We start from the raw sequence: 24,433 nt of genomic DNA, 5'->3' as shown, positions 1-24,433 counted from the left end.
TCATCTGCGCCCTCTTCTCCGGGGGCGCGGGGACTTCCTCTCCACGTTCAGGGTGTAGGTGCAGTCCGGGTACCTGCTGCATCCCCAGAACGTTCCGAACCTGCTCTCGCGGAGCGTCAGCGGCGCCCCGCATTTGGGGCAGAGATGCGATTCCTCTCCCCTCTCCGCAGCGACCGAGGCCAGTATCTCGATCGCGAACGGGGATTCCAACTTCGGGTCCACCACCAGGAACGTTCCCTTCCTGGCGCGCGTGACCGCCACATAGAACAGCCTCCTCTCTTCCGCGAGCGGGAATTCGTCCTTCCCGGCCATCAGGAACTTCGCCAGGGGAGAATCGTCCATGAGGTTCGGGAACCCCAGGAGGCCGTCCCGGCAGTTGATGACGAACACGTAGTCGGCCTCCAGGCCTTTGGAGCGGTGCACGGTGAGGAACCTGATCTTCAGGTCCGGGCGCGCCTCGAAGAGCACTGCATCGTCGCCCGAATCCCCTGCGGTGATGCCTGTGTACTCCAGGAGCTTCTCGTCGAAGGTGTACCTCCCCAGCAGGAGGACGGAGGCGCCCTGCGGAAGCTTCCCCAGCGCATCCGACAGCTCCGGGAACGGCGGGCCGCCGTGGCGCACCCACAGGCCCTCCAGGAACGTGTTCCCGTCTCCTCCCTGCAGGAACTTGGGGATCTGCCGGGGGTTGCGCATGATGAAATTCCCGCTCGCATTGAGCAGTTCCCCCGAGAAGCGGTACGTGCGCTCGATCCTGAGCACCTCCGCCCCTCCCCAGTGGTTCTCGAAATCCATGATGTAGCCTACATCCGAGCCGTTGAAGCGGTAGATGGACTGCCAATCGTCGCCCACGCAGAACAGATGATAATCGGAGCTGGCGCGGAGCTCCTTCAGCAGCCTGAACGACGGCCCGGCCAGGTCCTGGTACTCGTCGACAATGACCCAGCGGTACGGGTTGCGGTACCTGCCGCTGCGGACCTCCTCGGCGGCCAGGTTGAGCATGTCAGAGAAGTCGACCGCCCCCTCCCGGCGCAGGTACTCGGTGTACGCGGAGATCATCGGCTCCAGCAGCTTCCTGAGCGACATCAGCATCAGCCTCTCGGCGGGCGGTCCCCCGTCGGGATAGACCTCCTCGGGAGGTTTGCCGGTATCGCGCAGGAGGATGAGCGATGACGACAGCCGTGACACCAGCTGCAGGCGGACGACCGGGTCCTTGACGGCGGCCTCGAGGCGGTCGCTGTGGATGTCGGAGAAAGATATACCAGTGGCCTCCAGCCTCTTCTTCAGCAGGGGCCTCAGGTTCCCGGCCAGGCGCTCCCCTGCCGTGACCTCGATCACCCTGCACCCCTCCGCCTCGGCCGACTTCCGCCTCTTCGCGAGCTCGTTCATGTACTCGCCCTCGGCGCCCGGACGGTTCTTCAGGAACCATCTGCACGGTTTCCCGTCGCTTCCTGTCCCCGCATAGAGGACGCGGACCTTCCTGCCGTTGAGGAGGAACCCCGCCCCCGGCCCGTCGAAACGGTAGGATATCCCGCCGAAATAGAGCGCATCGGCGATCTCCCGTTCGCCCGAGAGGTTCATCGATTCCCCCTTCTGGGTCTTCAGAGGGGTGCGGCGGTACCAGGCCGTCCTCTCCTCCCAGCTGCCGAACGAGGACTCGTCCCTCTCCCCGCGGGAGAGGGAGATGAACTCGGCCGCCTCCTCCAGGTACCCGGGAACGTCGGAGAGGATGTCCAGGGAGTCGCTGACGAACCTGCTCATCTCCAGCTTCGACACTGACGGGCGGGAACCCTCGGCGGCCTCGATGATCCCCATGCCCAGGGAATGGAAGGTGGAAACCTTCACCTCCTCCCCCGTCTCCGCGAGCAGCCTGGCCCTGAGCTCGTTCACGGAGGCGTTGGTGAATGACAGTGCCAGTATCTCCTCCGGGCGGGCCTTCCCGGCGGCCAGGAGGTACTTGACCAGCCCGACGATGACGGTGGTCTTCCCCGTGCCGGCACCGGCGACCACCAGCCTGCTCCTGACATCGGTGGCGATGGCCTGCAGCTGCTGCTCATCGAGGTCGCGGCCTTCCACCGGGTTGATGATCCTGCCCACTTCCGAGGCCTCGGCCTTCCCCAGGGTCTCGTTGTGCCTCTCTATCCTGCCGACCGCTCCTCTCACGGCGAATTTCAGGTCGGAGTATGCCTCCTTGGCGGCGGCCGAGGACAGCGAGAAGCCCCTCATATCCATGAGCCGGCCGGCCTCATCGAGCATGCGGTCGCATTCGTCCGGCTCCAGGAACTCCCCTTTCGGAGGCACCATGGCGTTCGCTGCGGAGATCCTGCGGCGTATCTCCTTCACAGTATCGGATGCGTACGGGAACCTCCGCGCCATGAGAAGGGTTTGGAAGTCTGGGCATATTATCTGTTCGATTCCCCAATCCTGCCGGCCCGGACGCTCATGCCGTCATTCGAAGCCTTCGGCGAAGCCCCTGGCCCAGTCTGAATAGGACAGCGCGTGCTGGTGCATGTAGGTCCCCAGGCTCCGGCGGACTGTCAGCCCGTCCATCCCGTCACGGATCCCCAGGCCGCGGTCCACCTTGACCGAGAGCTCCGCGTCCTTCCCGGGGACGACCTCGGAATAATGATACTCGTGGCCCTTCATCGGCCCCCTGAACAAGGGATTGTTCTCCAGTCCTTCCGCCAGCATGTACGTGGGTCCATGGCGGACGTCCACGAACACGGACTCGGCATCGAAGACCCCGGCCATCCTGCGGACGGAGCCGTCCTTGAGCTTCATGCTCCGGCACATGGTCATCAGGCCGCCGCATTCTCCCAGGACCGGCTTCCCCTCGAGGGACATCTGCTTCAGGCCCTCCAGGAAATCGGTGTTGGCGGAGATCGCATCGGCGTACAGCTCGGGGTACCCGCCCCCGAGGTAGGCCATGTCGGCGTCGGGCATGCCCTCCCCGTCCGCCGGCCGGAAGGTCTCGACCTCTATCCCGGATGCCTCCAGGCACTCCAGGTTCTCGCGGTAGTAGAACGAGTACGCATCGTCGGCGGGGACGGCGGCCTTCATGCCCGCCTTCCTGACCGTATACGGACACCTGTCCGGGAGGTCGGCGGGGCTGTCCTCGGCGATCCCCATGAGCATGTCGGTGTCCACCCCGTCGGCCAGCCTCTCGAGGGGCTCGATCTCCCCCTTCTCGAACGAATGCAGGGTCTTGAGGCCGAGGTACCTCTGGCCCAGGGTGTTCTCCCTGTCTTTCCGTATCTTGCCGAGGACCCTGATGTCCGGGCAGTATTCGCGCATGGCGGCATCGAGCTTGTCCGCATGCTGCTTCCCGGAGACCTTGTTGAGGATCACGCCGGCGATCTTCACGCCGGGATCGAAGTCCCTGAACCCGCGGACGATGGCGGCGGCGCTCCTGGTCAGCGACCCGGCGTCGACGATGAGGACCACCGGGAAGCCCAGGAGCTTGGCCAGGTACGCAGTGGACCCGATGTCGCCGTCGCCGGTGAACCCCTCGTACAGCCCGCGGACCCCTTCGACGATGCAGAGGTCGGCATCGCGGGAGGCCCAGCCGACGAGGTTCCTGATGGTGCCGTCGTCCATCATGAACGAGTCGATGTTCCTGCCGGGGCGGCCGGTGGCCGCCGTGTGGTACATCGGGTCGATGAAGTCAGGGCCGGCCTTAAAGGCCTGCACCCTGTACTGCTTGGACAGCTTCGACATCAGGCCGGTGGCTATGCTGGTCTTGCCGACCCCGCTGCCGGTGCCCGATATGACGATCCCCTTCACGGGATCACATCTCCCTGACGATCTCCCTGAGGGTGTCTGCGGTCTCCAGGTGGACTATGCCGGTCGCGCCCATGACCATGTTGTGGCTGGAAACCTCGCCCACCGCCTGCAGGAAGTTCTGGTTCAGGTAGTTCGCGAGCTCCCTGGGCTGGTCGGTGATGAGGATGTCCTCCTTCTTCAGGCCGGGGAGGGCGTGGCAGATTCCCAGGACCACGGTGAGGTCGGGCTTCTGCGCGTCCAGCTCCGCCTGCATGCGGTCGCCGACCACCGCGTACTCGTCGAGGCCGCCGACGATCCGGTCTATCTTCACGCCGTCGGAATCGAGCTCGGCGAGGATGTTGTCGCAGTACCTGCGGATGCGGGGCAGGCCGAGATTCCTGTCCATGTTGGCCATGAAGAACGTGCTCCCGCCCAGCTTCCGGCGGGCCTCCTCCACGGCCACGAACATGTCGGCGAAGCGGTAGGCGAGCTCCTTCTTGGCGTTCATGACGACGGCCACCTTCTTCCCGTCCTTCAGGGCCTGCGCGATCTCCCTGCACACATGCAGCTTGGTCGGGCTGACCGCCGGTGACAGGTACGTCCTCGCGGCCATCCCCCTGCGCTTCTCCAGCTCCGTGGCGGCCTTCAGCAGGGCGGTCTGCCGGTCGCATTCCGCCTGGGGGATGATGCCCGCCGCCGCGCCCGCCTTCAGGGCGCGGATGGCCCCCTCGGTGTTGGCCGGAAGGCATCCGTGGCAGTCCACGGCGAACACGGTGCCTCCGATGCCCGCGCGGCGGATGGAGGCGGCGATGTCGTCGCCGATGATGGAGCTGGCACAGGTGCCTACGACGGCGACGGTCTTCGGGTCGAACTTGGCGCGGACCTCCTTGAGCGTGCGTATCAGGGGCTCGGAGCCCCCGAAGATGAGGTCGTCCTCCTTCAGCGCGGAGGTCACCACCCTGACGCCGGCGTTCTCCAGCGGGCGGGAGGCCATGAAGCTGCACCCGGCCGGGCCGTGCAGGACGATGACGTCGACGTCCATGTCGCGCAGGGTGTACATGGCCGCCACGATGGGGTTCGGCCGGGGGTGGATCACGGCCGGGACGCTCACTGGTACCCCTCTTTGACCATGCAGATGACCGTGTCCTTCCCTTCGGGGACCTTCTGCTCCTCTCCGGGCTGGGTCAGCACGATCGGTACCCCGTAGCGGGCGCAGACCTCCCCGATCTCGTCCTTGTCGAGCTTGTCGCAGACCTTGCGGTTCACCGGGTCCATCATGATGACGGCATTGCCCAGGACGTCCATCTGCTTCAGGCAGGACAACAGGTAATCGATGCTCATGTGGGATATCCCGGGGTTCCTGTCCTTCAGGTACCTGATCCCGTTCTCGACGGAGACCTCCCCGCGGCCCGGGACGCCCGGGAACGATTCCATCGCATCGATAACGGTCTCGGCGGGGACGCCCATGGCGTCGCATATCTCCAAGGCGATGTCGAAGGACCTCAGGTACTGAAGTGCCAGATAGTCCGCCCTGAGAGTGGCCTCGTGCCGGCCGCGGTAGTCCACGGAGACCTTCAGGGGCTCCCCGAACACAGGTTTGCCGATCGGCGTCACGCGGTGCCCGTAGGTGCGCAGCGGCTTCCCGTACTTCGACCAGATGCCCTGCTCCTCCTCGGCGACGATGTTCACGCCCCTGTCTGTCAGCACGTACTTCTTGGCGTCCTCCGAAGTCCGGGTATTCTTGGCTATCCCGGGGTTGCCGACCAGGTTGGTGATGGCGGCGATATCCGCCTTCCCGGATCCTCCCAGGGACACCTCGCAGACCATGACGTCGTACTCGCCCTTGGGCATGGTCAGGAGCATCGGCGGGGCGATCGACTTGAACTCGGTGATGAAATGCTTCCCCTTGGCGTACGGCCCCATGCCGCGGGAGCAGTGCAGGTAAACGTGCTTCCCCTGCTCCGAGAGTATATGTGCCAGTATGTACGCGGTGCTGGTCTTGCCCTTGACCCCCGTGATCTCCACGCGGAACCTCTTGTCGCGGATGAACTCCCCCACGGCCTCGGAGTACCAGATCCTCTTATCGTAAGTGGCCTGCCCGATGAACGCGTCGGCGCAGTGGCAGGGCTGGACCAGCAGGTCGAAATGCTCGGCCGGGGGATCCAGCATGACCCTGGCGCCCTTGTGCTTCAGGTCGCCCATGATGTCGCGGGGCGTGACGTGGTACACGTCCGTGGCGGTGACATCGTCGCCTCTCTTCAGGTATTCCTCCGCGAGGACCTTGCCCCCGTGGACCAGATCGAGAACCAGAACCTTCATGTTCCCTGTACCTCACATACCGTAGAAATCCCTGGCAAGCTTGATCATCACATCGCACAGGCGGGGGTCGTCCTCGACCGGCCTGAGATAATCCACATGGACCCTGCGGCCGCCGGCCTCGATGTCTCCTCCGGGGGAGTACGGCGGGATGCCGATCTGCTCCGGGATCTCCTCGCCGAGGTGGAGGCCCATAGCGATGAACATCGGGACGGCGACGATGCGGTCCGCTCCCTTGGAGACGAGCTCTGCGACCGCGTCCGCGACGCTGGGCTCGTTGAACTCGTTGTACGCGTGGGCGACGTTCCTGAACCCGTACCTCTTCAGTCTTTCCTCGGCGTCCGCAACGGCCTCGGTGTTGCCGGACAGGGGGTCCAGGGTCCCGTGTCCCAGCACGAGGATTCCGTCGTCCTTGGAAGCGCCCGCATCGGCAAGCTTGTCGCAGAGGATGTTGGCGAGCAGGTCGCCGGCGCCGAAAGCGGGGGCGGTGCGTACTTTTACCGGTTTCCCGAACTTCTCGGTGACACCGTAAGAGCACGGGAGGCCCAGCTTCTCCGGGATCAGGGTGCGGGTCATCTTCCCCTCGGCGATATAATAGGGGATGACGAGGACATCGTCGATGCCGGCGGCGACCATCTTCTCCATGGCCTCGGGGATAGACGGAGAGCTCACGCGGAAGTACCCGATGTAAACGTCGGGGATCCCCCTGGCCCTCATCCTCGCGGCCTGCTTCTCCATGACCTCCTCGAGGTTCCCTTTCCTGGTTCCGTACCCTGCAACAAGTATACCCTTTGCCATCAGCAATCACATCCTCCGGGAGGACCCAGGCGCATGGCGCCGGCGACATCCTCGGACAGGTCGTAAAGCGTTTGCGCCAGTTTCCTGTACTCGTCCGCCTGGGCGGACTCCGGGGCGCCGGACACCACAGTGGTGAGCCGGGCCTCGCATTCCTGCACGGTCGGGCTCCTGGGGACGCGGTAGACCGTGCGGGACCCCATCTCGGCCGCCGCCCTGTCCACCAGTCCGTCCTCCCCGGCCACGCCGCGGGAGTTCTGGATGAGCCCCCCGAACCTAGCATAGCCGTCCTCCCTGAACCCGGCGACGGCCTCGGCGATGTTGTTCGCCGCATAGAGCGACATCATCTCGCCGGAGGTGACGACGAAAACGTCCCTGGCGTAGCCGTTCCTTATGGGCATCGCGAAGCCTCCGCAGACGACATCGCCGAGGACGTCGTACACGATGACGTCCGGGCGGCAGACGTCCATGGCGTCCAGCCTCTCGAGCTCCGCGAAGGCGGCCATGATCCCCCTTCCCGCGCACCCCATACCGGGCCTGGGGCCTCCGCATTCCACGCAGAGGACGCCGTGCCTCCCCTCGGCGACGATGTCATCGAGTTCCAGCTCCCCTCCGTCCCTCATCTTCTGGAGGACGGTGGCCGGCCTCTCCGTGCCGGTGAGCAGGCGCGTAGAATCCGCTTTCGGGTCGCACCCGATCTGCATGACCCTGAGGCCCTTCTCGGCCAGAGCATCGGAGACGTTGGAGGACGTCGTAGATTTGCCGATGCCGCCTTTGCCGTACACGGCGATCCTGCGCATGCGTCGAGTTATGACCGCTTGGATAATAAGATTAACCTATGCCCGTGTTACCGGCGGGCACAGGCCCTGCCGGGCCGCGTATGGGGCGGCCTCTCGGCAGGATCAGTCCTCGGGGCTGCGGCAGACCAGGACGGGGCACTTGGACAGCCTGACGACCTTCTCGGCGACGGAACCGATGATGGCCCGCCTCATGCCGGTGCGTCCCAGGGTCCCGGTCACCACAAGGTCGTGATTCTCGGACTCGGCGACGATGGCCTCATACGGATGGCCCGAAACGATCTTGGGCGTGACGCAGACCCCCATCTCCTTCCCCTTCTGGATGATGTACTCGAGGGACTCCTCGGAGATCTTTATGATGTAGTCGCGCTCCTGGCTGCTGCCGTCTGAGGAGGCATAGTTGCCGTAGCTGCCGATGTCGAAGACGCAGAGCGCGGTCACACTGGACCCGAGGCGCTTGGCAAGGGCGAGGCCGGTATCGACGGCGGCATGGTTGCTGTTGCTCCCGTCGACCGCGATGAGGATTCTCTTGAAGAGCGGTGTTGCGCTGGTTTCTTCGGTCATATTCGGAGCATGATATCCGATACGCGGATATCAAACCATCCCTGAACGGAGCCGTGTCCGACAATTCAGTGAAACAATGGAAATACCGAACACATTCAGGGAAGGAAGGCCCACAGGACAAGAAGCTGCGGGCCCCTTCCTGGGTTCTCTTTCATTTTGAGTGGAAACGATTTGGGGAAGGAACGCGGTACAACGTCCGATGGACGTATGCGAAATGATGGGGGAGCACCTGGGACTGGTGCCTCCCTGGAAAGCGACCGAGTTCTGGAGCGAACCGAACGCGAGAGGGGAGCTGGACGACCACCTGCGGGTGGAGGTGCCGCCCGGGAGCTGTATGCCCTGTCCGCAGTGCGGGCGCATGTGCCGGATACACGACCGTACTCCGGAGAGGGCCTGGAGGAGCCTGGACGTCGTGTCCAGGCGCCTGTACATCCATGCGCGGATACCGCGCACGGACTGCCCGGACTGCGGCGTCAGGAGGGCGGACGTCCCGTGGGCCCGCCCCCACTCGCACTTCACCCTCTCCATGGAGTCCATGATCATGGCCATGTGCAGGGAGATGGCGGTATCCGCGGCGGCCGCCCTCATACACGAGGACGCGAACCGCATATGGCGCCTTGTGAGGCACAGTGCCAGGAAGTTGGTGGAAGGCATGGACCTGTCGCACGTGACGGCGGTCGGTGTCGACGAGAAGTGCTTCTCCGGCCACGATGCGTTCGTGACCGTCTTCGCGGACATCGTGCGGCATCGGGTGCTCTTCGTGACCCCCGGCAAAGGCTCCGGCGCCGTCGGGGAGTTCAGGGATTTCCTGACGGAGCACGGGGGACGTGCGGCGAACATCGCCGATTTCACCTGCGACTTCGGAGCGGCGTACGTCTCAGGCATCGGGCGCTACTTCAAGAGGGCGCGGATAACCTTCGACAGGTTCCACCTCGTGAAGCTGGCCAACGACGCCATGAACGACGTGAACTTCGGGAAGATGAAGCTGGCGGTCAACCGCATGAAGGTCAAGTACATGATGGTCCGGAACTCCGGCAGCCTGACCGACGGGGAGAAGGAGCTGAGGGACAGGATCTGCGAGGACAACGAGGAACTGGGCCATGCGTACAGGCTCAAGGAGTCGCTGGTGTCGGTGTACTCGATGGGGGATGCCGACATCGCGAGGGACCATCTCCTGGGATGGGTCTCCTGGGCCGGGCGCTCGGGCTTCCGCCCGTTCGCCAGGCTGGCCAAGACCGTGGAGGCGAACATCGAGGGGATACTCCGGTGGTTCTCCACCGGGATGTCCAACGCCCTCCTGGAGGGGACCAACTCGCTGATCTCCCTCATCAAGAGGCGCGCCAGGGGATTCAAGCGGGTCGAGAACCTGATAGCCGTTTGTTATCTCACCGGTGCCAGAGGCAAAGTGGATCTGTACGGGGCTCCGAGGTGAGCGCGTTCCTTCCCCAAATCGTTTCCACTCAAAATGAAAGAGAACCCCTTCCTGTCACTTATTTAATATGCCCTCTGCCATACACGCCTGTTACCGAAGAGGTGAGCCCCCATGATGGTTAATGCCGAACTGTACGTCCGCGATCTCCCCGGCCAATTGGTCGGGTCCCTCGAGCCCATATCCATGGTCGACGGGAACATCGTGGGCGTCGTCCACGACCGCGAGCAGAAGGTCAACAACAGGATCCTGGTCAGCGTTACCTTCGAAGTTTCGACCACCCGCGAGCTGGACCAGCTTAAGGCCATCTGGAGGTCCAAGGACATCGTCATCTCGAAGCTCGGCTCCGTCTACGAGACGGTCACAGCCGAGTACATGCTCCTCGGCAAGTTCGGGGCGGCATACGTGGACGACATCATCGACAATGCCTCGAAAATTGTCGACTTCGAGAGCGTGGATGTTTCGTACACCTCGAAAAACTCCGCCGACGACTCGAGGACGGCGCTCATCACCGCTGAACTCAGGGACCATGAGGACCGCGACAAGCTCGACAGGTTCCTCTTCTCATCCTCGGAAAGGGACGGCCTCATGCTCATCAGGGGGCTGGGCTTTGATTAAGATCGCCGTCTCCGGCTTCGGCACCGTCGGCCAGGGGGTCGCCGAGGTCCTCCTCAGGAGAAGGGATTTCCTCACCGGCCGCTACGGGGAGATGCCGCAGATCGTCCTCGCCATGGATTCGAGGACATATGCGGCGGACCCGGAAGGCCTGGATTTGCAGGCCCTTATAGACCGGAAGAAGGAGACCGGATCCGTAGGCAAGACCGGATACTCCGACTCTGCCGAGCTGCTCTCCCGGACGGACTACGATATGCTGATCGAGGTCACGCCGACTGACATCAAGACCGGCGGTGCGGGGCTGAAGAACATCACCCGCGCCCTGGAATCCGGGAAGGATGTGATCACGGTGAACAAAGGCCCGCTGGCACTGAGGTTCTGCGAGCTCATCGGGCTTGCCAGGAAGAACGGCTGCAAGTTCCGCTTCGAGGGCACCGTCGGCGGCGCCATGCCGATCATCAACCTCTGCCACGAGAACCTCGTGGGGGAGCACATCCGTTCCATCCGCGGGATCTTCAACGGGACCTGCAACTACATACTCAGCAAGATGGACAAAGGGCAGCCCTACGAGCAGGCGCTCAAGGAAGCCCAGCAGCTCGGTTATGCGGAGACCGACCCGACCAACGACGTCGAAGGCTACGACACCGCCGCCAAGGTCACCATCCTCGCCAACTCGGTCTTCCACAAGAAGGTCACCGTGAACGACGTCAAGATCACCGGTATAAGCAAGATCACGGCCGAGGCCGTTGCCCAGGCCGCATCCCACAACATGGTCATACGCCTCATCGGAGAGGTGTCCGAGACCAAGCTGGAAGTAAGTCCCAGGCTCATACCTGTCGGCCATCCGCTCAGCATCAGCGGGACGCTGAACATCGCCCAGATCGAAGCAGACCTGGCCGGGCCCATCACCATCACCGGCAGAGGGGCCGGTAAGATCGAGACCGCCTCCGCAATCCTCAGCGACCTCATCGCCATTCTGGACGAGAGGCGCGGGCATGCCTGACGTCTGGCTCTACGATACTTCCCTCCGCGACGGGGCCCAGGGGGACGGAGTATCGTTCTCCGCCGCCGACAAACGCGAGGTCGCCCGCCGGCTTGACGCCTTCGGGATACCGTACATCGAAGGAGGATGGCCGGGCTCCAACCCTGTCGACGATGAGTTCTTCAGAGACCCGCCGGAACTGAGAAGGTCCAGGCTCTGCGCTTTCGGGAGCACCCGCCGCGCTGGGGTGCCGGAGAGCGAGGACGCCTGCCTGTCCGCCCTCGCCTCGTCGCCGGCCACCGTCTGCACCGTGTTCGGAAAGACCTGGGACTTCCATGTCGAGAAGGCGCTCCGCACGACCCTGGAGGAGAACCTGGAGATGATCTCCGGCTCCGTCCGCTTCCTGAAAGACAGGGGCAAAGAGGCCGTGTTCGATGCTGAGCATTTCTTCGATGGGTACGCCGCCAACCCCGGCTACGCGATGCAGTGCCTCGGGGCGGCCGTATCGGCAGGCGCCGACTGGCTTGTGCTCTGCGACACCAACGGCGGGACCCTTCCCGACCGCGTATCCGAGATCGTGAAGAAGGTCTCGGGAGAGTTCGATGCCCCCGTCGGCATTCACGCCCATAACGACTGCGGCCTCGCCGCCGCGGTCTCCGTCGCCGCCGTCAAGGCCGGCGCGGAGATGGTCCAGGGAACGGTCAACGGGATAGGGGAGCGCTGCGGGAACGCCGACCTCTGCACCGTCGCCGGGATCCTGGGGACCAAAATGGGCATGGACCTCGGCGTGGACCTGAAGAGATTGACCCAGCTGTCCGCCGGCATCGCCGACGTGGAGAACCTCGTCCGCCCTCCGGGCCTGCCGTTCGTGGGCGAGGACGCCTTCGCGCACAAGGGCGGGATGCACGTCTCCGCCCTGGTCCGCGACCCGCGCACCTATGAGCACATCGACCCGTCCTCGGTCGGGAACTCCCGCCGCGTGCTGGTCTCCGACATGGCCGGGAAGGCGAGCATCGCCGAGAAGCTCCGCGAGCTCGGGATCGAGGAGGGCGCCGACTCCGGCGCCATCGCCGACCGCGTCAAGGGCCTGGAGGCTGAGGGATACCAGTTCGAAGGCGCCGATGCCAGCTTCGAGCTCCTGGTGAGGAAGATGCGCGGAGAGCTGAGGCCGGCCTTCCGCCTCGACGGATTCCGCCTCTTCATCGATGCAGGCGCCGGCGGGGGCATAACCAGCGAGGCCAGCATCAAGGTCTCCGACCTGCGGGGGGAGACGGAGCACACCGCCGCCGACGGCCACGGACCGGTGGACGCCCTCAACAACGCCATCCGTAAAGCGCTCTCGCGCTTCTTCCCAGTCATCGACAGCATGAAGCTGACCGATTACAAGGTCCGCGTCCTCGATGCCAAGGCCGCCACGGCATCCACCGTCAGGGTGCTGATAACCACTTCGGACGGGGTGCGCAGCTGGACCACAGTTGGCGTATCGGAAAATGTTATAGAAGCTTCGCTATACGCATTATTGGATTCGGTCGAATACGCCGTGTATAAAGAGAAGGAAGGGAGAACCAAATGACCAGCAGAACCGTAGTCACCCTCGTCGGTAAGGACCACACAGGAATCATCGCCGCCGTCTGCAATTACTTCGCAGAGAACGACATCAACATCCTGGACCTGAGCATGACCACCGTCGAGGACTACATCAACATGATGCTCATCGTCGACCTCGACAAGTACTCGAAATCGTTCCCGCAGCTGACCGAGGACCTGGACTCCATCGCCAAGAAGGTCGGATGCTCCATCAAGGCCCAGCACGAAGACGTTTTCAACATGATGCACAGGATCTGAGACCATGGTAGACCTGAACGAGGTCATCGAGACCAACCAGATGGTCTCGGCAGAGAACCTGGACGTCAGGACCATCACCATGGGGATCTCGCTCCTTGACTGCATGACACCTGACCTGGACGACCTGTGCCAGAACATCTACTCCAAGATATCGGACAGCGCGAAGGACCTGGTCTCGGTCGGCGACGAGATCGCCCTGGAGATCGGCATCCCGGTGATCAACAAGAGGGTGTCCGTCACCCCCATCGGCATCGTCGGGTCCCCCGCCTGCAAGACCCCCGGAGATTTCGTGGAGATCGCCAAGGCCCTGGAGAAGGCATCGCAGAAGGTCGGGGTCAACTTCCTCGGAGGATACTCCGCGCTCGTCCAGAAGGGGATGACGTCGGCGGACCGCCTCCTCATCGACTCCATACCCGACGCCCTCGCCGAGACCGAGCACGTCTGCTCGTCCGTATCCCTGGGCTCCACCAAGACAGGGATCGACATGGATGCGGTCAGGCTGATGGGGCAGAAGGTCGTAGAGACCGCTCTGGCCACAAAGAACAGGGATTCCATCGGCTGCGCCAAGCTCGTCGTGTTCTGCAACCCCACCGACGACAACCCCTTCATGGCCGGCGCCTTCCACGGCGTGACCGAGGGGGACCGCGTCATCAATGTCGGCGTCTCCGGACCGGGCGTCGTCCGCACTGCGGTGTCCAAGGTGCACGGGGAGAGCTTCGAGGTCCTCTGCGAGACCATCAAGAAGACCGCGTTCAAGATCACCCGCGTCGGCCAGCTGGTGGCCAAAGAGGCCTCAAAGAGGCTGAACACCCCGTTCGGCATCGTGGATCTCTCCCTCGCCCCCACCCCCGCCGTCGGGGATTCCATCGCGGACATCATCCAGGAGATGGGGATGGAACGCTGCGGAGCCCCCGGCACCACGGCGGCGCTGGCCATCCTGAACGATCAGGTGAAGAAGGGCGGCATAATGGCATCTTCATATGTAGGCGGACTGTCCGGCGCGTTCATCCCCGTGACCGAGGATGCATCCATGGCCGAGGCCGCCGCCTGCGGAGCTCTCACCCTCGAGAAGCTCGAGGCCATGACCTGCGTATGCTCTGTCGGCCTCGACATGATCGCCATTCCCGGCGATACCCCCGCATCCACCATTTCCGGGATCATCGCCGACGAGATGGCCATCGGGATGGTCAACCAGAAGACCACCGCCGTCAGAGTCATACCGGTCATCGGCAAGAGGGCCGGCGACTCCATCGAGCTCGGAGGCCTCCTGGGGAGCGCGAAGATCATGCCGGTCAACCGCTACGGATGCCTTGACTTCATCGCCCGCGGCGGAAGGATCCCCGCGCCGATACACAGCTTCAAGAACTGAACGTCCGGCACATCTGCCGGAACAGCCTCGGGCGGGCACTGCCCGTCCGAGGATCCGGATCGTTTTAAGATAATACAGCAGGGAACTGCGGCCGGCCTCAGTTCTCCGAGGGGCGGCAGACGACCACGGTGCACTTGGCAGACCTGATGACAGTCTCCGCGACCGAACCGAGGGCCAGCCTGCGGAACCCGGTCTTGCCGAGGGTGGCCAGCACCACGAGGTCGAAATCCGCCGACATCGACACGATCACTTCGCTGGGATGCCCCTCGACGACCTTGTATTCGGCATCCACTCCCAGAGCATCCGCCTTCTCCTTGACATAACAGAGCGCGGACCTGGATTCATCGTGGATGGACTTGCGGTAGGCCGCCGTGCTGTCGCGGGGGACGGTGGAAGACGGCCCCGGATCGGCCACGGAGACCGCGGTGACCTTGGACCCGAAGATCTTGGCCATTCCGAGGCCCTGATCTACCGCTGCCTTGTTCGATTCGCTGCCGTCGACTGCGATGAGAATCTTGCCGTACATGATTTCAATATGTCCGAACGGAGAATTAAACGGAACCGCGCACAGGTTCGCGTCCAGGAAAGAAAAGCAGAAATCTCAAAAGTCCCGTGCGGGAGGAAAAGTTTGTCTCCCCGTCGATACGGGGCAGCGCTCATAGATGCGGTATGGTGGGGACTGAGGGATTTGAACCCCCATGGGCGGGTTTCCACCACGGGGAGGAGCTACCTCCCCATGAAATTGATGAGTCATCGCTCCAGTTATTCATCATAACTTCAGCAAACTCAGTCAAATCACGCTCATAACTGGAGCCCGCTAGTCTACCAGGTTAGCCTAAATCCCCAATTGAGCGGCGCCGAGAGCGTCGGCGTCACTGCTTGCGCATCTTTGCAGCTCTCTTTCTTCTCCTCATCTTCTTCTTGCGCCATTTCCAACGCTGGTTGCCGCGTTTCTTCCAGGCGCGTGAGCTTCTCTTCATGTTATTCCTCTCTGGGCGCCTTTTGGCGCAGACGGACTCTGAGCGGGCCCGTCGGGACTTTCGGTAGCTTGCCACTACTTTCGAACCCGAGGCGTCTGGCTTAGAAGGCCAGCGCTATATCCTGGCTAAGCCACGGGCCCTTAGCACCACCATCTGGTACTATCATTTAAAACTTACCACAGCGGACTTCAGGGCCTCCAAAGAGGCCAGATCGCCCGATGCGCTCCCGTAGTACTTGTGATAGAGATCCACCATGGTGCCGGAACCCGACATGATCAATGCGGCCTCGGTTATGCAGAGGACAGCGATGATGAACAGGAAAGGCCACCAGTTGAGGACCTTCCCTATGAATATGGCCGCTTTCGTGATGAAATTGAATATCATGTACACGACCGATCCCGCGAGGACTGCGACAATGATCCTCGGAGCTCCGTGGGAGAGGCCCTCAAGGTCCCCGGTCATCTCGCCGAGGTATGCATACGCGAGCAAAACAGCCAAGATTCCGAGCACAGCTGCGAAATCGATGTTCTTGAACGGACGGATCACCATCGCATATCCAGCGACGATGCAGATGACGACGCACTCGTCGGTCCATTCCCCGTAATTGATCGCGGCCGTATAGATCGCGGCGGCGCCCGCGGCCATACCGACCAGCACCATCAGTTTGTACGCTGCGGAATCCCTGTGCTTGAGGTACAGAAACACTATCAGCAACGCGGATACACCGGCCGCCAGGAGAACATACTCAGCAATGCTGCCATCCATCCCATCCACCCTTCATGCGCTCATGCAGAAAAGCGGATTTATACGTAACGGAAAGGGCCGTTTAGACAGAGGAGAGGGGAACGGAATGCCAGGTGAGTGCGAATAGATCCGCGGCGGTTGTGCAATCGGCGGCGAATGGCAAACGCCGCCTCCGCGGACGCGTCTGGAGGAGGAAGAGGCATTCCGTCCCTTCTATAGAGCATAATGTATAGCGCGTATATAAATTAATGGATATAGCATCCATCCATTATAAGGCCGATACGGAATGCACTGCGGATCATGCGCTGCCCGGTATCGGCAACCGACAAAGACCGGATCCTCGAGCATTCCCGCCGGAAAACAATAAAAAAACGACGTGAAGACTATGCCGGTTCGGACGGGTTATGTGGTGCGAACGGATTCATCGTTCAGCCGAACCGGCTTCTAGAGGAGGGAAGACCTCGGGCCTTCCTTGATTCCGTTTAAGAACTCAGGGTATTTAAAATAATGGACGAACCATCCATCCAACATATTACATCATCGGGCCCTGCCGCCTGCATAAAGTCATCCAGCCGCAGCCTGAACGCGCCTATCTGATTATATAACAATGAATCCATCCCGAGCGCACATTGAGGCATAACCAATGAGCGACCAATCTGTCACGCTCGCCGTCGTCATCATCTATTTCATAATCGTGATCGGCGTCGGGTACTACTTCTACCACCGCTCCACGAACCTGTCGGACTACATCCTTGGCGGGCGTTCCCTCAACCCTTACGTCACCGCGCTGTCGGCGCAGGCATCGGACATGAGCGGGTGGCTGCTCATGGGACTGCCCGGGTCGATCTACGTGGCAGGCATGGGGCAGGTGTGGATCGGGATCGGACTCGCGATCGGTTCCTATCTTGCCTGGCTGTTCATAGCCAAAAGGCTTAGGATCTATTCTGAAAAAGCGAAGAACTCCCTTACCCTCTCCGAATACTTCGAAAACCGCTTCCACGACGATACCGGCGCCCTGAGGACCGTGAGCGCAGTCATCATCCTCGTTTTCTTCACCATCTATGTCGCATCCGGATTCGTCGGGGCCGGCAATGTGTTCAGGATGATCTTCCCCGACTTCACTTACACGGCCGCCATGATCATCGGGGCGGTCGTTCTGATCGTTTACACATTCCTCGGAGGGTTCAGAGCGGTCTGCTGGACCGACCTCCTGCAGGCGATACTCATGATATTCGCCATCGTACTGGTCCCCCTGGCCGCTGTCAACGAACTCGGCGGCTGGGACAGCACGGCGGACATCCTCGATGACATGATGAGCACCGGACGCGCTCCGGACCACTTCACCAGCCTGCTGTACAGCGGCGGGACCGGGATCGCCGCCGCGACGGTCATATCCTGCCTCGCCTGGGGCCTGGGATACTTCGGGATGCCCCACATCATAGTCAGGTATACCGCCATCAAGAACCCCGCCGACCTGAAGATCTCGAGGCGTGTCGCCACGGTCTGGGTGGTCATATGCCTTGCGGCCGCGTGCGCCATGGCCATCATCGGCAGGGCGTACATCTCCGACAGCGGAACCGCGCTGGACAACCCGGAGAACATCTTCATCGTCCTCGCAGACTCCATGTTCCCGGCAGCCCTGGCGGCCATCATATACGCTGCGCTGCTGGCGGCCATTATGTCCACTGCAGACTCTCAGCTGCTGGTCGCTTCGGGCGCAGTATCGAACGACCTCTATACCCACATATTCAAGAAAAAGGCCGACGACAGGAAGCTCATGTGGGTCGCCAGGGGCGTCGTGATCGTCATCGCCGTCATCGCCGCGCTGCTGGCGCTCGATAAGGACGGCGCCATCATGGACCTCGTCTCCTACGCATGGGCAGGATTCGGAGCGGCCTTCGGCCCTGCTGTGATCCTATCTCTGTACTGGAAGAAGACCAATGCGAAGGGGGTTATGTGGGGGATGGCCACAGGGTTCGCCACTGTCATCATCTGGAACACGTTCTTCATCGCCGGAGGGATCATCGCCGGAGGAGACTGGCTCATCTGGGATTCCCAGCTCTATGAGCTCGTTCCCGGCTTCGTCCTCTCCTTCATCGTCACCGTTGCCGTCTCTGTGAAGACCGGCGGCGCGGGCAAAGAGATCGAGAAGGAGTTCGACGATTATGAGGCGGCCGTGGACGACCCGGACTGGGGATCCGACCCCAAGGTCTCTGGGCCCCAGACGACTCTCAAGGAAAAGGGCCAGTGAAACGAAGGCGGGCATTCGCCCGCCTTTCCTAAACAATCCTCGGCCTGCACAGTCCGGAAAAGGGCCTGAAAGCACCGTATCGAGACATGGATTGATCCGGCATCCAGATCAGGTGGCCAGAGAGCAGATGCCTCCGGATGCAGAACCACTGGATGGGAGAATCCGAGGAAATTATTAAAATAGTGTCAGCGATTGTCGCCTGGATTTGATGAATTCCATATACATCATAGGTGCCCTGCTCGCAGCGGCCGTATGCGTCGGAACCGGTGCATACGTCGTCGTGGGGGGGGGGAGATGACGGCAGTTCCGCCGAAGAGGAACTGACTTTCGACTCTGCTGGCGGCTCCTATATCGGGAATGTCGCAGTAAACGAAGATGGCAAGACCAAGATACCTGCCGCAGTTCCGACATTCGCCAAACACTCTTTCAAAGAATGGAACACCAGATCTGACGGGACCGGCGATTCATTCCTTCCGGGAAATGAATACAATTTCACCTCCGGCCTCACTCTTCATGCAATCTGGAACAACGTCTACACCATCTCCTTCAACACCAGCGGCGGGAACGGCATTGATTCTGCAGACGTGGTAGACGGGAAGCCGTACGTCTTACCCCCAGCCGTCAAAAACGGCATGTACTTCAAGGGATGGAACACCAGAGAAGATGGTTCCGGAGAATCCTATGCCTCCGGAACAGGATTTGTTCCTGCATCCGACACAATCCTCTATGCGCAATGGGCTGAATGGGGCCTGCTGAACGCCCGTGTCGGCACCGAGCTAGTATACAGCATAAGCGGAGATGTCGACCCCCAAGGCCACGAATGGATAGAGGATAAGATAACGTCCATCAGGGACGCGATCAACATCGCACTGTCGGCGCACACGGGCTGGAAGATCGATTTCGGCGTAGACAGCACATCTTTCGTCGGAGAATATACCCAGAAGATCACGGCATTCAGTGATAACGGGACTGATAGCAATGACGACGATTCCTTCACCTACTCGCGCGACGGGTCCGCGGCAGTGACGCTTAAGTTCCATATCTCCGCCGATCACGATAACAAATCATACTCCCGCTTGAGCGCGGAATTGATTAAAGCGGTATTGACGTCCGAGAAAGTAGGCTGCGCTTACGCCGGTAACAATGATTACATCTATACATGGACCGACTGTAAGCTCGTCGGCGATGCAAACGATGAAAAGACCATAGGCATGAACGGGTCCTTTACATGCACTGTCGCTCAGATAACCCCCTCGGCAGAGGCAGTATACAGATTGATAGACAACAGCTTCCTGGGAACCATCGATGCAGTGTCGGTCACGGTGACGGTCGACGGGGCCCCCATAAACTTCACAGTTTCCAAAGACACACTCATAACGGTGATGATCTCCAGCGATGTTACGGGCCTTTACTCGTTCGAAGCATCACTGAAGGAAATCAACGGCAGGTGGTGATGCATTATGTCAGGAGAGATATTCGGTTACACATACGGAGAGTTCGCACTATATGCTTTAGCGGCCTGGGTTATCCTCAGTATCCTGGGCGGGTTGATGCTGTACGCCACGAACAGAGGGAACGAGAGCCTGGTGAAGGAATGTCTGGTCGCAGCAGGTTACATCCTGATTGCGATAGTTTACATCGCTGTATCCCTGGCGGCCCTGGCGTTCAGCCTGATCGCAGGAATCATCGTCGTGGTCGTCGGCCTGCTGATAATCGCAGTCATCGCCACTGACGGAGACCTGCTGGACATCTTCGACTGATGACCGCTCCGTCAGAATATTGAAAGTTAGGGCACTGGCCTCTCCGGGATGCCGGTGCCCGCACGACCGCACAGGCTGAAATCCTCGGCGATCGCGGATTTCATCCTTAGGCCGGAATCCCGATAAGAGGTTCCGGCCCGATCGTCCATGAAGGCTGAAACCTCAGCAGGACCCTGGTCAGATCGCTCCCTGCCCTCAGAGCATGCTGAGGACGAGATCGGAGTACGCGACAGGATCGTCCAGCGGCTGGCCGGCCATCAGGCATGCCTGGCCGTACATGACCTTCACGATCTTCGCGGCCCTGTCCTTATCGGTCTTGAACGCCTCGTTCAGGGCCTTGAAGGCATCCGATTCGGAGTTGAGCTCCAGGACCCTTGCTGCTTTCACGCCGTCGCCGGCCGCGCCGGGCATCTCCCTGAAGTACTTCTCCACCTCGAAGGTTATGCTGCCCTGGGTGGTCAGGAGCACGGCGTGGTTCTTCAGCTTGTGCGAGATCTTCACCGCCGCAACACCGTCGCCGAGAGTCTGTTTCGCGAAGTCCGTGAGCTCCTTGAACTCCTCGTCTTTCTTCTCGGCGGCCTTCTTCTCTTCGTCCGTCTCCAGGCCAAGGTCCTCGTTAGTTACGTTGCAGAATTCCTTCTCCTGGTACTCCCTGAGCACATTGGCTACGAAGGAGTCGATCTCATCGGTGAACGCGAGGACGTCGTATCCCTTGGCGAGCACAGGCTCCGCCTGGGGCAGCTCCTTCGCATGCTCAACGGTGTCCGCAGAGACATAGTAGATCTTCTTCTGGCCCTCGGGCATGCCCTTCACGTAATCGGCGAGCGAGATGAGCTTGCCCTCCTTCGCGGACCCGAACATTATCAGGTCCTTGAGGAGATCTGCATCCCTGCCGTACTGGTCGACGCAGCCGTACTTAAGCTGCCTCCCGAAGCTGCCGTAGAACTGCTGGTACTTCTCCGGCTCGTCCTTCATGAGCCTCTCGAGCTCTTTCTTGACCTGCTTGGTCAGGTTGGAGCCGACCGCTTTCAGCTGGGAATCGTGCTGCAGCACCTCCCTCGAGATATTGAGGCTGAAGTCGGGCGAGTCCACCACTCCGCGGACGAACCTGAAGCAGTAGGGGACGAGGTCCGAGCACTTGTCCATGATCAGCACACCGTTGGAGTACAGCTGCAGCCCGGGCTGGAAGTCGCGGGTGTAGAAGTCGTACGGGGCCTTGGAGGGGATGAACAGCATGGCCCTGTAGGTGACGGTGCCTTCGGCGTTCACGCGGATGACCGAGATGGGCTTCTCGTAGTCATGGAACTTGTCCTGGTAGAACTGGAAGCATTTCTCGTCGTCAGCCTCCTCCTTGGACTTCTTCCAGATGGGGACCATGGAGTTGACGACCTTGTCGACCTTGGTGGTGACGTAGTCCTTCTTGGGATTGCCCTTCTCGTCCTTCTCGCCGGTCTCCTTCCACTCGCTCTGGTCCACGGTCATGTGGATCGGCCAGCGGATGTAGTCAGAGTACTTCTCCACGAGCTCCCTGAGCCTCTCGGTCTCCAGGAACTCAGAGTATTCCTCGCCTTCCGCATCCGCTTTGACATGCATGATGACGTCGGTGCCGAACGAGTCCCTCTGGGCCTCTTTGATCGTGTAGCCGTCGGCGCCGTCGGACTCCCACTCGTTGGCCGTATCGCTGCCGTAGGCGCGGGACACGACCTTCACGTCGTCCGCGATCATGAACGCGCTGTAGAACCCGACGCCGAACTGGCCGATGGCCTCGCTGTCCTTGTCCTTGTCCCCGATCTCCTTCTTGAACTCGAGGGTGCCGGAGTGGGCGATGTAGCCGAGGTTCTTCTCCAACTCGTCGGCGGTCATCCCGATACCGTTATCGGACACGGTGATGAGCCTCTTGTCGCGGTCGACCTTCACATCGATGCGGAAGTCGTCCCTGCTCACCTTGGAGTCCGGTTCCTGCATTATCCTGTAGTTGAGCTTGTCGATCGCATCAGACGCATTGGAGATGAGCTCCCTGAGGAAGATCTCCTTGTGCGTGTAGATGGAGTTGACCATCATATCCAGAATGCGCTTCGATTCCGTTTTGAACTGTTTCTTCGCCATTCGGATCACTGTCTGAACGACTCAATATTAAAATGCCCTTCTATATAAATGTTATGAACTAGAGGTTGACAACGTCAGGGAGATATCCCGTCAGTAGGTCCTGCCCGCATACTCGCTGTAGCAGGACACGACGTAGTCCAGGCTGCGCTCCAGCCAGTCGATGAGATAGTCCATATGCGACTCCCACGTCCTCAGCTGGACGAACTCGAGGGGGTTCGACCAGATGGACACTCCCAGGACCGGCCAGCGGTCGAAGTTGCGATCGAAGTCGGAGCTGTGCGTCATCTCCTCGCTGTACAGCGACTCCCAGAGCTCCGTGATCGCAATCTCGTCGGCCTCCAGGATATCGGCGATCTGCGTCCGGAACTCATCGTACTTCAGGAGGTAATGGTACCAGGCGTTGGTCTCGGCCGCCCAGAGGTTGTCCGGGTCCTTGCTGTGCTCGTTCCTGGTGTTCCCGGAGCTGGTATCGAAGTCCCAGACAGGCCCGCTGGAGATCGTCAGTCCGTCCGCCGTGCATTCGTTCCCGTAGACCAGGAACTTGAAGCTGGACCAGTTGATGTCCTGCGTCGTGAAGACCTCGTTGATGATGTACGTCTCGGCGAAGGATTCCGTATCGAGGACCGACCGGATCTCGCTGAAACTGTATGAATCGGGCCCGGCCCGGAGCATGGAGAGGGCCTTGTTGAAGAGCTCCTCGACCGTCTCGAAGACGCCGTCCTCCAGATCGCTCCCGTCCGGGTCGCTGAACTCATAGGGCTGGTCATCGGCCACGAAATAGTCCCTGCCCTCGACCGCCCCCTCGGAGTAGTCCGTCTGAACCCAGCCGTTGAGCTCCATGAGGTACTGGTACGTGTACGGGTCGCCCGAATCGTCGAGGGCCTGCACGCGCCCCTCCCCGAGCTCGATCTGGTCGCAGACCAGGTACACCCCCTCGTACACGCCGTTGAGCCAGAGGTTGACGAACTGGGTGCTGCTGGCGTACATGCCGATCAGGAGGGCGGTGTTGTACGCGAGATAATCCCTGCTCAGGCTCTGGTCCGTGTAATTGGCGATGAGCGTCCATTCCCTGGCAGACCCGCTGCCGAAGAGATCGACGGGATCGCTGAACTTGATCTTGAACGGTTTCTTCTTGGTATCGTACCAGTGGTAGTCGTTGCCGTACCAGGTGGTGTTCCCGCGCCCCTTTATCTCCGCATCCTCATTGCTGAGCTCATAGTCTGGGTCGCAGTTCGACACCGAGATGCTGCAGTCCAGGTAGTATTCCTTGGAGACGACGTCCTCGTAGCCGTCCGTCACAATCGTCATGGCCGGCAGGGTGTACGGCTCCGATGAGCTCTCGTCGTTGTATACCCACAGCCCCGCCGTCACCACGGCCGCGGCGGCTATGAGAGCGAATGCTGCCTTCGCCGGTCTTCTCACAGGCTCTGCCACTCCGTTTCCTTCGTGTCCGATACGGAGACCTCCAGGTTCCCGTTCATGACGCGTATCTCGTCTACCAGCGCTTTGGAATCGAAGTCGTCCGCCACGACCAGCTCGTACGTCAGGCGGAACATGCTCCCCATGTTGGTGGTCCTGACCTTGGTCAGCTTGATCTCGGTGGCGTACTTCTTCAGGACACCGTCGAAAAGCCCGGTATAGTTGAGCGATTCCGGGATCGTGACATTGAGGGTCTTGCGGTTGTCCTTCCTGATGGGCTCCCTCCCGGAAAGGCGCTCATAGGCCACGTAGAAGAACCCGATCAGCATGACGAAAAGTATCCCGAAGCCCAGGTAGCCGGTGCCTATGAGCAGCCCGGAGGCCATAGCGATGAATATGGCCCCGATCTCCGTGGCCTTCCCGGGGACCGAACGGAACCTGACGAGGCTGAACGCCCCTGCGACGGCTATACCCACGCCGATGCTGTCACTGACCACCATGATGATGACCGCCACGACGGCCGGTATGATGGCGACCGTGATCAGGAAGCCCTCGCTGTACTCGTTGTTGTACGCGTAGACGACGGAGATCATCATCCCTACGAACACGGCGCAGAGCATCACCAGCAGGAACTGCTCGACGGTGAAGGTGCTTATGTAGGGACTGTTGAAGATGTTGTCGAAGAACGCGCCCATTCTCTCT

General features: G+C 61.2%; 21 protein-coding genes and 2 tRNA genes. 9 read left to right on the top strand and 14 right to left on the bottom strand.

Going from position 1 to position 24,433, the window contains the following annotated elements:
* The 7 genes from O8W32_07385 to O8W32_07355 all read right to left on the bottom strand — a co-directional run bounded on the left by O8W32_07385 (nt 1) and on the right by O8W32_07355 (nt 8,231).
* The gene (locus O8W32_07385) at nt 1-2,373 is read right to left on the bottom strand and encodes a UvrD-helicase domain-containing protein (protein WII08984.1); all 2,373 of its coding nucleotides are present in this window, start codon (nt 2,371-2,373) and stop codon (nt 1-3) included.
* Between the two features lie 72 nt (nt 2,374-2,445).
* Nucleotides 2,446-3,780: a hydrogenobyrinic acid a,c-diamide synthase (glutamine-hydrolyzing) gene (gene cobB / locus O8W32_07380; GenBank protein ID WII08983.1), complete on the bottom strand. Its 1,335-nt coding sequence runs from the start codon at nt 3,778-3,780 to the stop codon at nt 2,446-2,448.
* Between the two features lie 4 nt (nt 3,781-3,784).
* On the bottom strand, nt 3,785-4,870 hold the full coding sequence (gene cfbD / locus O8W32_07375) for a Ni-sirohydrochlorin a,c-diamide reductive cyclase catalytic subunit (GenBank protein WII08982.1): 1,086 nt from the start codon (nt 4,868-4,870) through the stop codon (nt 3,785-3,787).
* On the bottom strand, nt 4,867-6,078 hold the full coding sequence (cfbE, locus tag O8W32_07370; GenBank protein WII08981.1) for a coenzyme F430 synthase: 1,212 nt from the start codon (nt 6,076-6,078) through the stop codon (nt 4,867-4,869). Before cfbE ends, cfbD begins: the two co-directional genes overlap by 4 nt.
* Before the next feature lie 12 nt (nt 6,079-6,090).
* Nucleotides 6,091-6,873, bottom strand: coding sequence for a cobalamin biosynthesis protein CbiX (locus O8W32_07365; protein ID WII08980.1), 783 nt, complete (start codon nt 6,871-6,873; stop codon nt 6,091-6,093).
* Nucleotides 6,873-7,670, bottom strand: coding sequence for a nitrogenase iron protein NifH (locus O8W32_07360; protein ID WII08979.1), 798 nt, complete (start codon nt 7,668-7,670; stop codon nt 6,873-6,875). The genes O8W32_07365 and O8W32_07360 overlap by 1 nt, the downstream gene beginning before the upstream one ends.
* Before the next feature lie 102 nt (nt 7,671-7,772).
* The gene (locus tag O8W32_07355) at nt 7,773-8,231 is read right to left on the bottom strand and encodes a universal stress protein (GenBank protein ID WII08978.1); all 459 of its coding nucleotides are present in this window, start codon (nt 8,229-8,231) and stop codon (nt 7,773-7,775) included.
* A gap of 199 nt (nt 8,232-8,430) precedes the next feature.
* Here O8W32_07355 and O8W32_07350 point away from each other — a divergent pair, with 199 nt between their 5' ends.
* The 6 genes from O8W32_07350 to O8W32_07325 all read left to right on the top strand — a co-directional run bounded on the left by O8W32_07350 (nt 8,431) and on the right by O8W32_07325 (nt 14,471).
* Nucleotides 8,431-9,663, top strand: a complete 1,233-nt coding sequence (locus O8W32_07350; protein ID WII08977.1) for an ISL3 family transposase — start codon at nt 8,431-8,433, stop codon at nt 9,661-9,663.
* A 114-nt stretch (nt 9,664-9,777) separates the two neighbouring features.
* Nucleotides 9,778-10,278: a homoserine dehydrogenase gene (locus O8W32_07345; GenBank protein ID WII08976.1), complete on the top strand. Its 501-nt coding sequence runs from the start codon at nt 9,778-9,780 to the stop codon at nt 10,276-10,278.
* On the top strand, nt 10,271-11,278 hold the full coding sequence (locus O8W32_07340; GenBank protein WII08975.1) for a homoserine dehydrogenase: 1,008 nt from the start codon (nt 10,271-10,273) through the stop codon (nt 11,276-11,278). Before O8W32_07345 ends, O8W32_07340 begins: the two co-directional genes overlap by 8 nt.
* Nucleotides 11,271-12,830, top strand: coding sequence for a citramalate synthase (gene cimA, locus O8W32_07335; GenBank protein ID WII08974.1), 1,560 nt, complete (start codon nt 11,271-11,273; stop codon nt 12,828-12,830). Before O8W32_07340 ends, cimA begins: the two co-directional genes overlap by 8 nt.
* Nucleotides 12,827-13,102, top strand: a complete 276-nt coding sequence (locus O8W32_07330) for an ACT domain-containing protein (protein ID WII08973.1) — start codon at nt 12,827-12,829, stop codon at nt 13,100-13,102. Before cimA ends, O8W32_07330 begins: the two co-directional genes overlap by 4 nt.
* A 4-nt stretch (nt 13,103-13,106) precedes the next feature.
* A complete protein-coding gene (locus O8W32_07325; protein ID WII08972.1) occupies nt 13,107-14,471 on the top strand; it encodes a PFL family protein in 1,365 nt (454 codons plus the stop codon).
* Between the two features lie 97 nt (nt 14,472-14,568).
* Here the strand turns inward: O8W32_07325 and O8W32_07320 are convergent, their stop codons facing one another.
* From O8W32_07320 to O8W32_07305, 4 genes are all read right to left on the bottom strand, one after another.
* Complete coding sequence (locus O8W32_07320) at nt 14,569-14,997, bottom strand: universal stress protein (protein WII08971.1); 429 nt, start codon at nt 14,995-14,997, stop codon at nt 14,569-14,571.
* Between the two features lie 144 nt (nt 14,998-15,141).
* Nucleotides 15,142-15,316 (bottom strand) — tRNA-Trp (locus O8W32_07315).
* Between the two features lie 178 nt (nt 15,317-15,494).
* Nucleotides 15,495-15,591, bottom strand: a tRNA-Arg gene (locus tag O8W32_07310).
* 22 nt (nt 15,592-15,613) lie between these two features.
* Complete coding sequence (locus tag O8W32_07305; protein WII08970.1) at nt 15,614-16,216, bottom strand: hypothetical protein; 603 nt, start codon at nt 16,214-16,216, stop codon at nt 15,614-15,616.
* A gap of 622 nt (nt 16,217-16,838) precedes the next feature.
* Here O8W32_07305 and putP point away from each other — a divergent pair.
* The 3 genes from putP to O8W32_07290 all read left to right on the top strand — a co-directional run bounded on the left by putP (nt 16,839) and on the right by O8W32_07290 (nt 20,206).
* On the top strand, nt 16,839-18,446 hold the full coding sequence (gene putP, locus O8W32_07300; GenBank protein ID WII08969.1) for a sodium/proline symporter PutP: 1,608 nt from the start codon (nt 16,839-16,841) through the stop codon (nt 18,444-18,446).
* A 266-nt stretch (nt 18,447-18,712) separates the two neighbouring features.
* Nucleotides 18,713-19,900 carry an InlB B-repeat-containing protein gene (locus O8W32_07295; protein ID WII08968.1) on the top strand — a complete coding sequence of 396 codons (1,188 nt, stop codon included), beginning with the start codon at nt 18,713-18,715 and terminating at the stop codon, nt 19,898-19,900.
* 96 nt (nt 19,901-19,996) lie between these two features.
* A complete protein-coding gene (locus tag O8W32_07290) occupies nt 19,997-20,206 on the top strand; it encodes a hypothetical protein (protein WII08967.1) in 210 nt (69 codons plus the stop codon).
* A gap of 195 nt (nt 20,207-20,401) precedes the next feature.
* On the opposite strand, the gene htpG is transcribed toward O8W32_07290, so the two are convergent.
* The 3 genes from htpG to O8W32_07275 all read right to left on the bottom strand — a co-directional run bounded on the left by htpG (nt 20,402) and on the right by O8W32_07275 (nt 24,426).
* The gene (gene htpG, locus O8W32_07285; GenBank protein WII08966.1) at nt 20,402-22,312 is read right to left on the bottom strand and encodes a molecular chaperone HtpG; all 1,911 of its coding nucleotides are present in this window, start codon (nt 22,310-22,312) and stop codon (nt 20,402-20,404) included.
* 90 nt (nt 22,313-22,402) lie between these two features.
* Nucleotides 22,403-23,746 carry a CotH kinase family protein gene (locus tag O8W32_07280; protein ID WII08965.1) on the bottom strand — a complete coding sequence of 448 codons (1,344 nt, stop codon included), beginning with the start codon at nt 23,744-23,746 and terminating at the stop codon, nt 22,403-22,405.
* Entirely contained in the window at nt 23,731-24,426 is a 696-nt protein-coding gene (locus O8W32_07275; protein WII08964.1) for a DUF4956 domain-containing protein, read from the bottom strand. Before O8W32_07275 ends, O8W32_07280 begins: the two co-directional genes overlap by 16 nt.
* Nucleotides 24,427-24,433: the final 7 nt, after the last annotated feature.

Source organism: Methanomassiliicoccales archaeon LGM-DZ1 (assembly GCA_030168595.1).
Lineage (GTDB): Archaea > Thermoplasmatota > Thermoplasmata > Methanomassiliicoccales > Methanomethylophilaceae > Methanomethylophilus.
This window is presented reverse-complemented; position numbering and strand designations above follow the sequence as displayed.

Bases quoted from the DNA above. Each gene is read 5' to 3' on its own strand.
- cfbE (WII08981.1), bottom strand. From the start codon at position 6,078: ATGAAGGTTCTGGTTCTCGATCTGGTCCACGGGGGCAAGGTCCTCGCG.
- O8W32_07305 (WII08970.1), bottom strand. From the start codon at position 16,216: ATGGATGGCAGCATTGCTGAGTATGTTCTCCTGGCGGCCGGTGTATCC.
- O8W32_07275 (WII08964.1), bottom strand. From the start codon at position 24,426: ATGGGCGCGTTCTTCGACAACATCTTCAACAGTCCCTACATAAGCACC.
- O8W32_07325 (WII08972.1), top strand. From the start codon at position 13,107: ATGGTAGACCTGAACGAGGTCATCGAGACCAACCAGATGGTCTCGGCA.
- O8W32_07290 (WII08967.1), top strand. From the start codon at position 19,997: ATGCTGTACGCCACGAACAGAGGGAACGAGAGCCTGGTGAAGGAATGT.
- htpG (WII08966.1), bottom strand. From the start codon at position 22,312: ATGGCGAAGAAACAGTTCAAAACGGAATCGAAGCGCATTCTGGATATG.
- O8W32_07385 (WII08984.1), bottom strand. From the start codon at position 2,373: ATGGCGCGGAGGTTCCCGTACGCATCCGATACTGTGAAGGAGATACGC.
- putP (WII08969.1), top strand. From the start codon at position 16,839: ATGAGCGACCAATCTGTCACGCTCGCCGTCGTCATCATCTATTTCATA.
- O8W32_07365 (WII08980.1), bottom strand. From the start codon at position 6,873: ATGGCAAAGGGTATACTTGTTGCAGGGTACGGAACCAGGAAAGGGAAC.
- O8W32_07360 (WII08979.1), bottom strand. From the start codon at position 7,670: ATGCGCAGGATCGCCGTGTACGGCAAAGGCGGCATCGGCAAATCTACG.
- O8W32_07355 (WII08978.1), bottom strand. From the start codon at position 8,231: ATGACCGAAGAAACCAGCGCAACACCGCTCTTCAAGAGAATCCTCATC.
- O8W32_07330 (WII08973.1), top strand. From the start codon at position 12,827: ATGACCAGCAGAACCGTAGTCACCCTCGTCGGTAAGGACCACACAGGA.
- cimA (WII08974.1), top strand. From the start codon at position 11,271: ATGCCTGACGTCTGGCTCTACGATACTTCCCTCCGCGACGGGGCCCAG.
- O8W32_07345 (WII08976.1), top strand. From the start codon at position 9,778: ATGGTTAATGCCGAACTGTACGTCCGCGATCTCCCCGGCCAATTGGTC.
- O8W32_07350 (WII08977.1), top strand. From the start codon at position 8,431: ATGGACGTATGCGAAATGATGGGGGAGCACCTGGGACTGGTGCCTCCC.
- O8W32_07320 (WII08971.1), bottom strand. From the start codon at position 14,997: ATGTACGGCAAGATTCTCATCGCAGTCGACGGCAGCGAATCGAACAAG.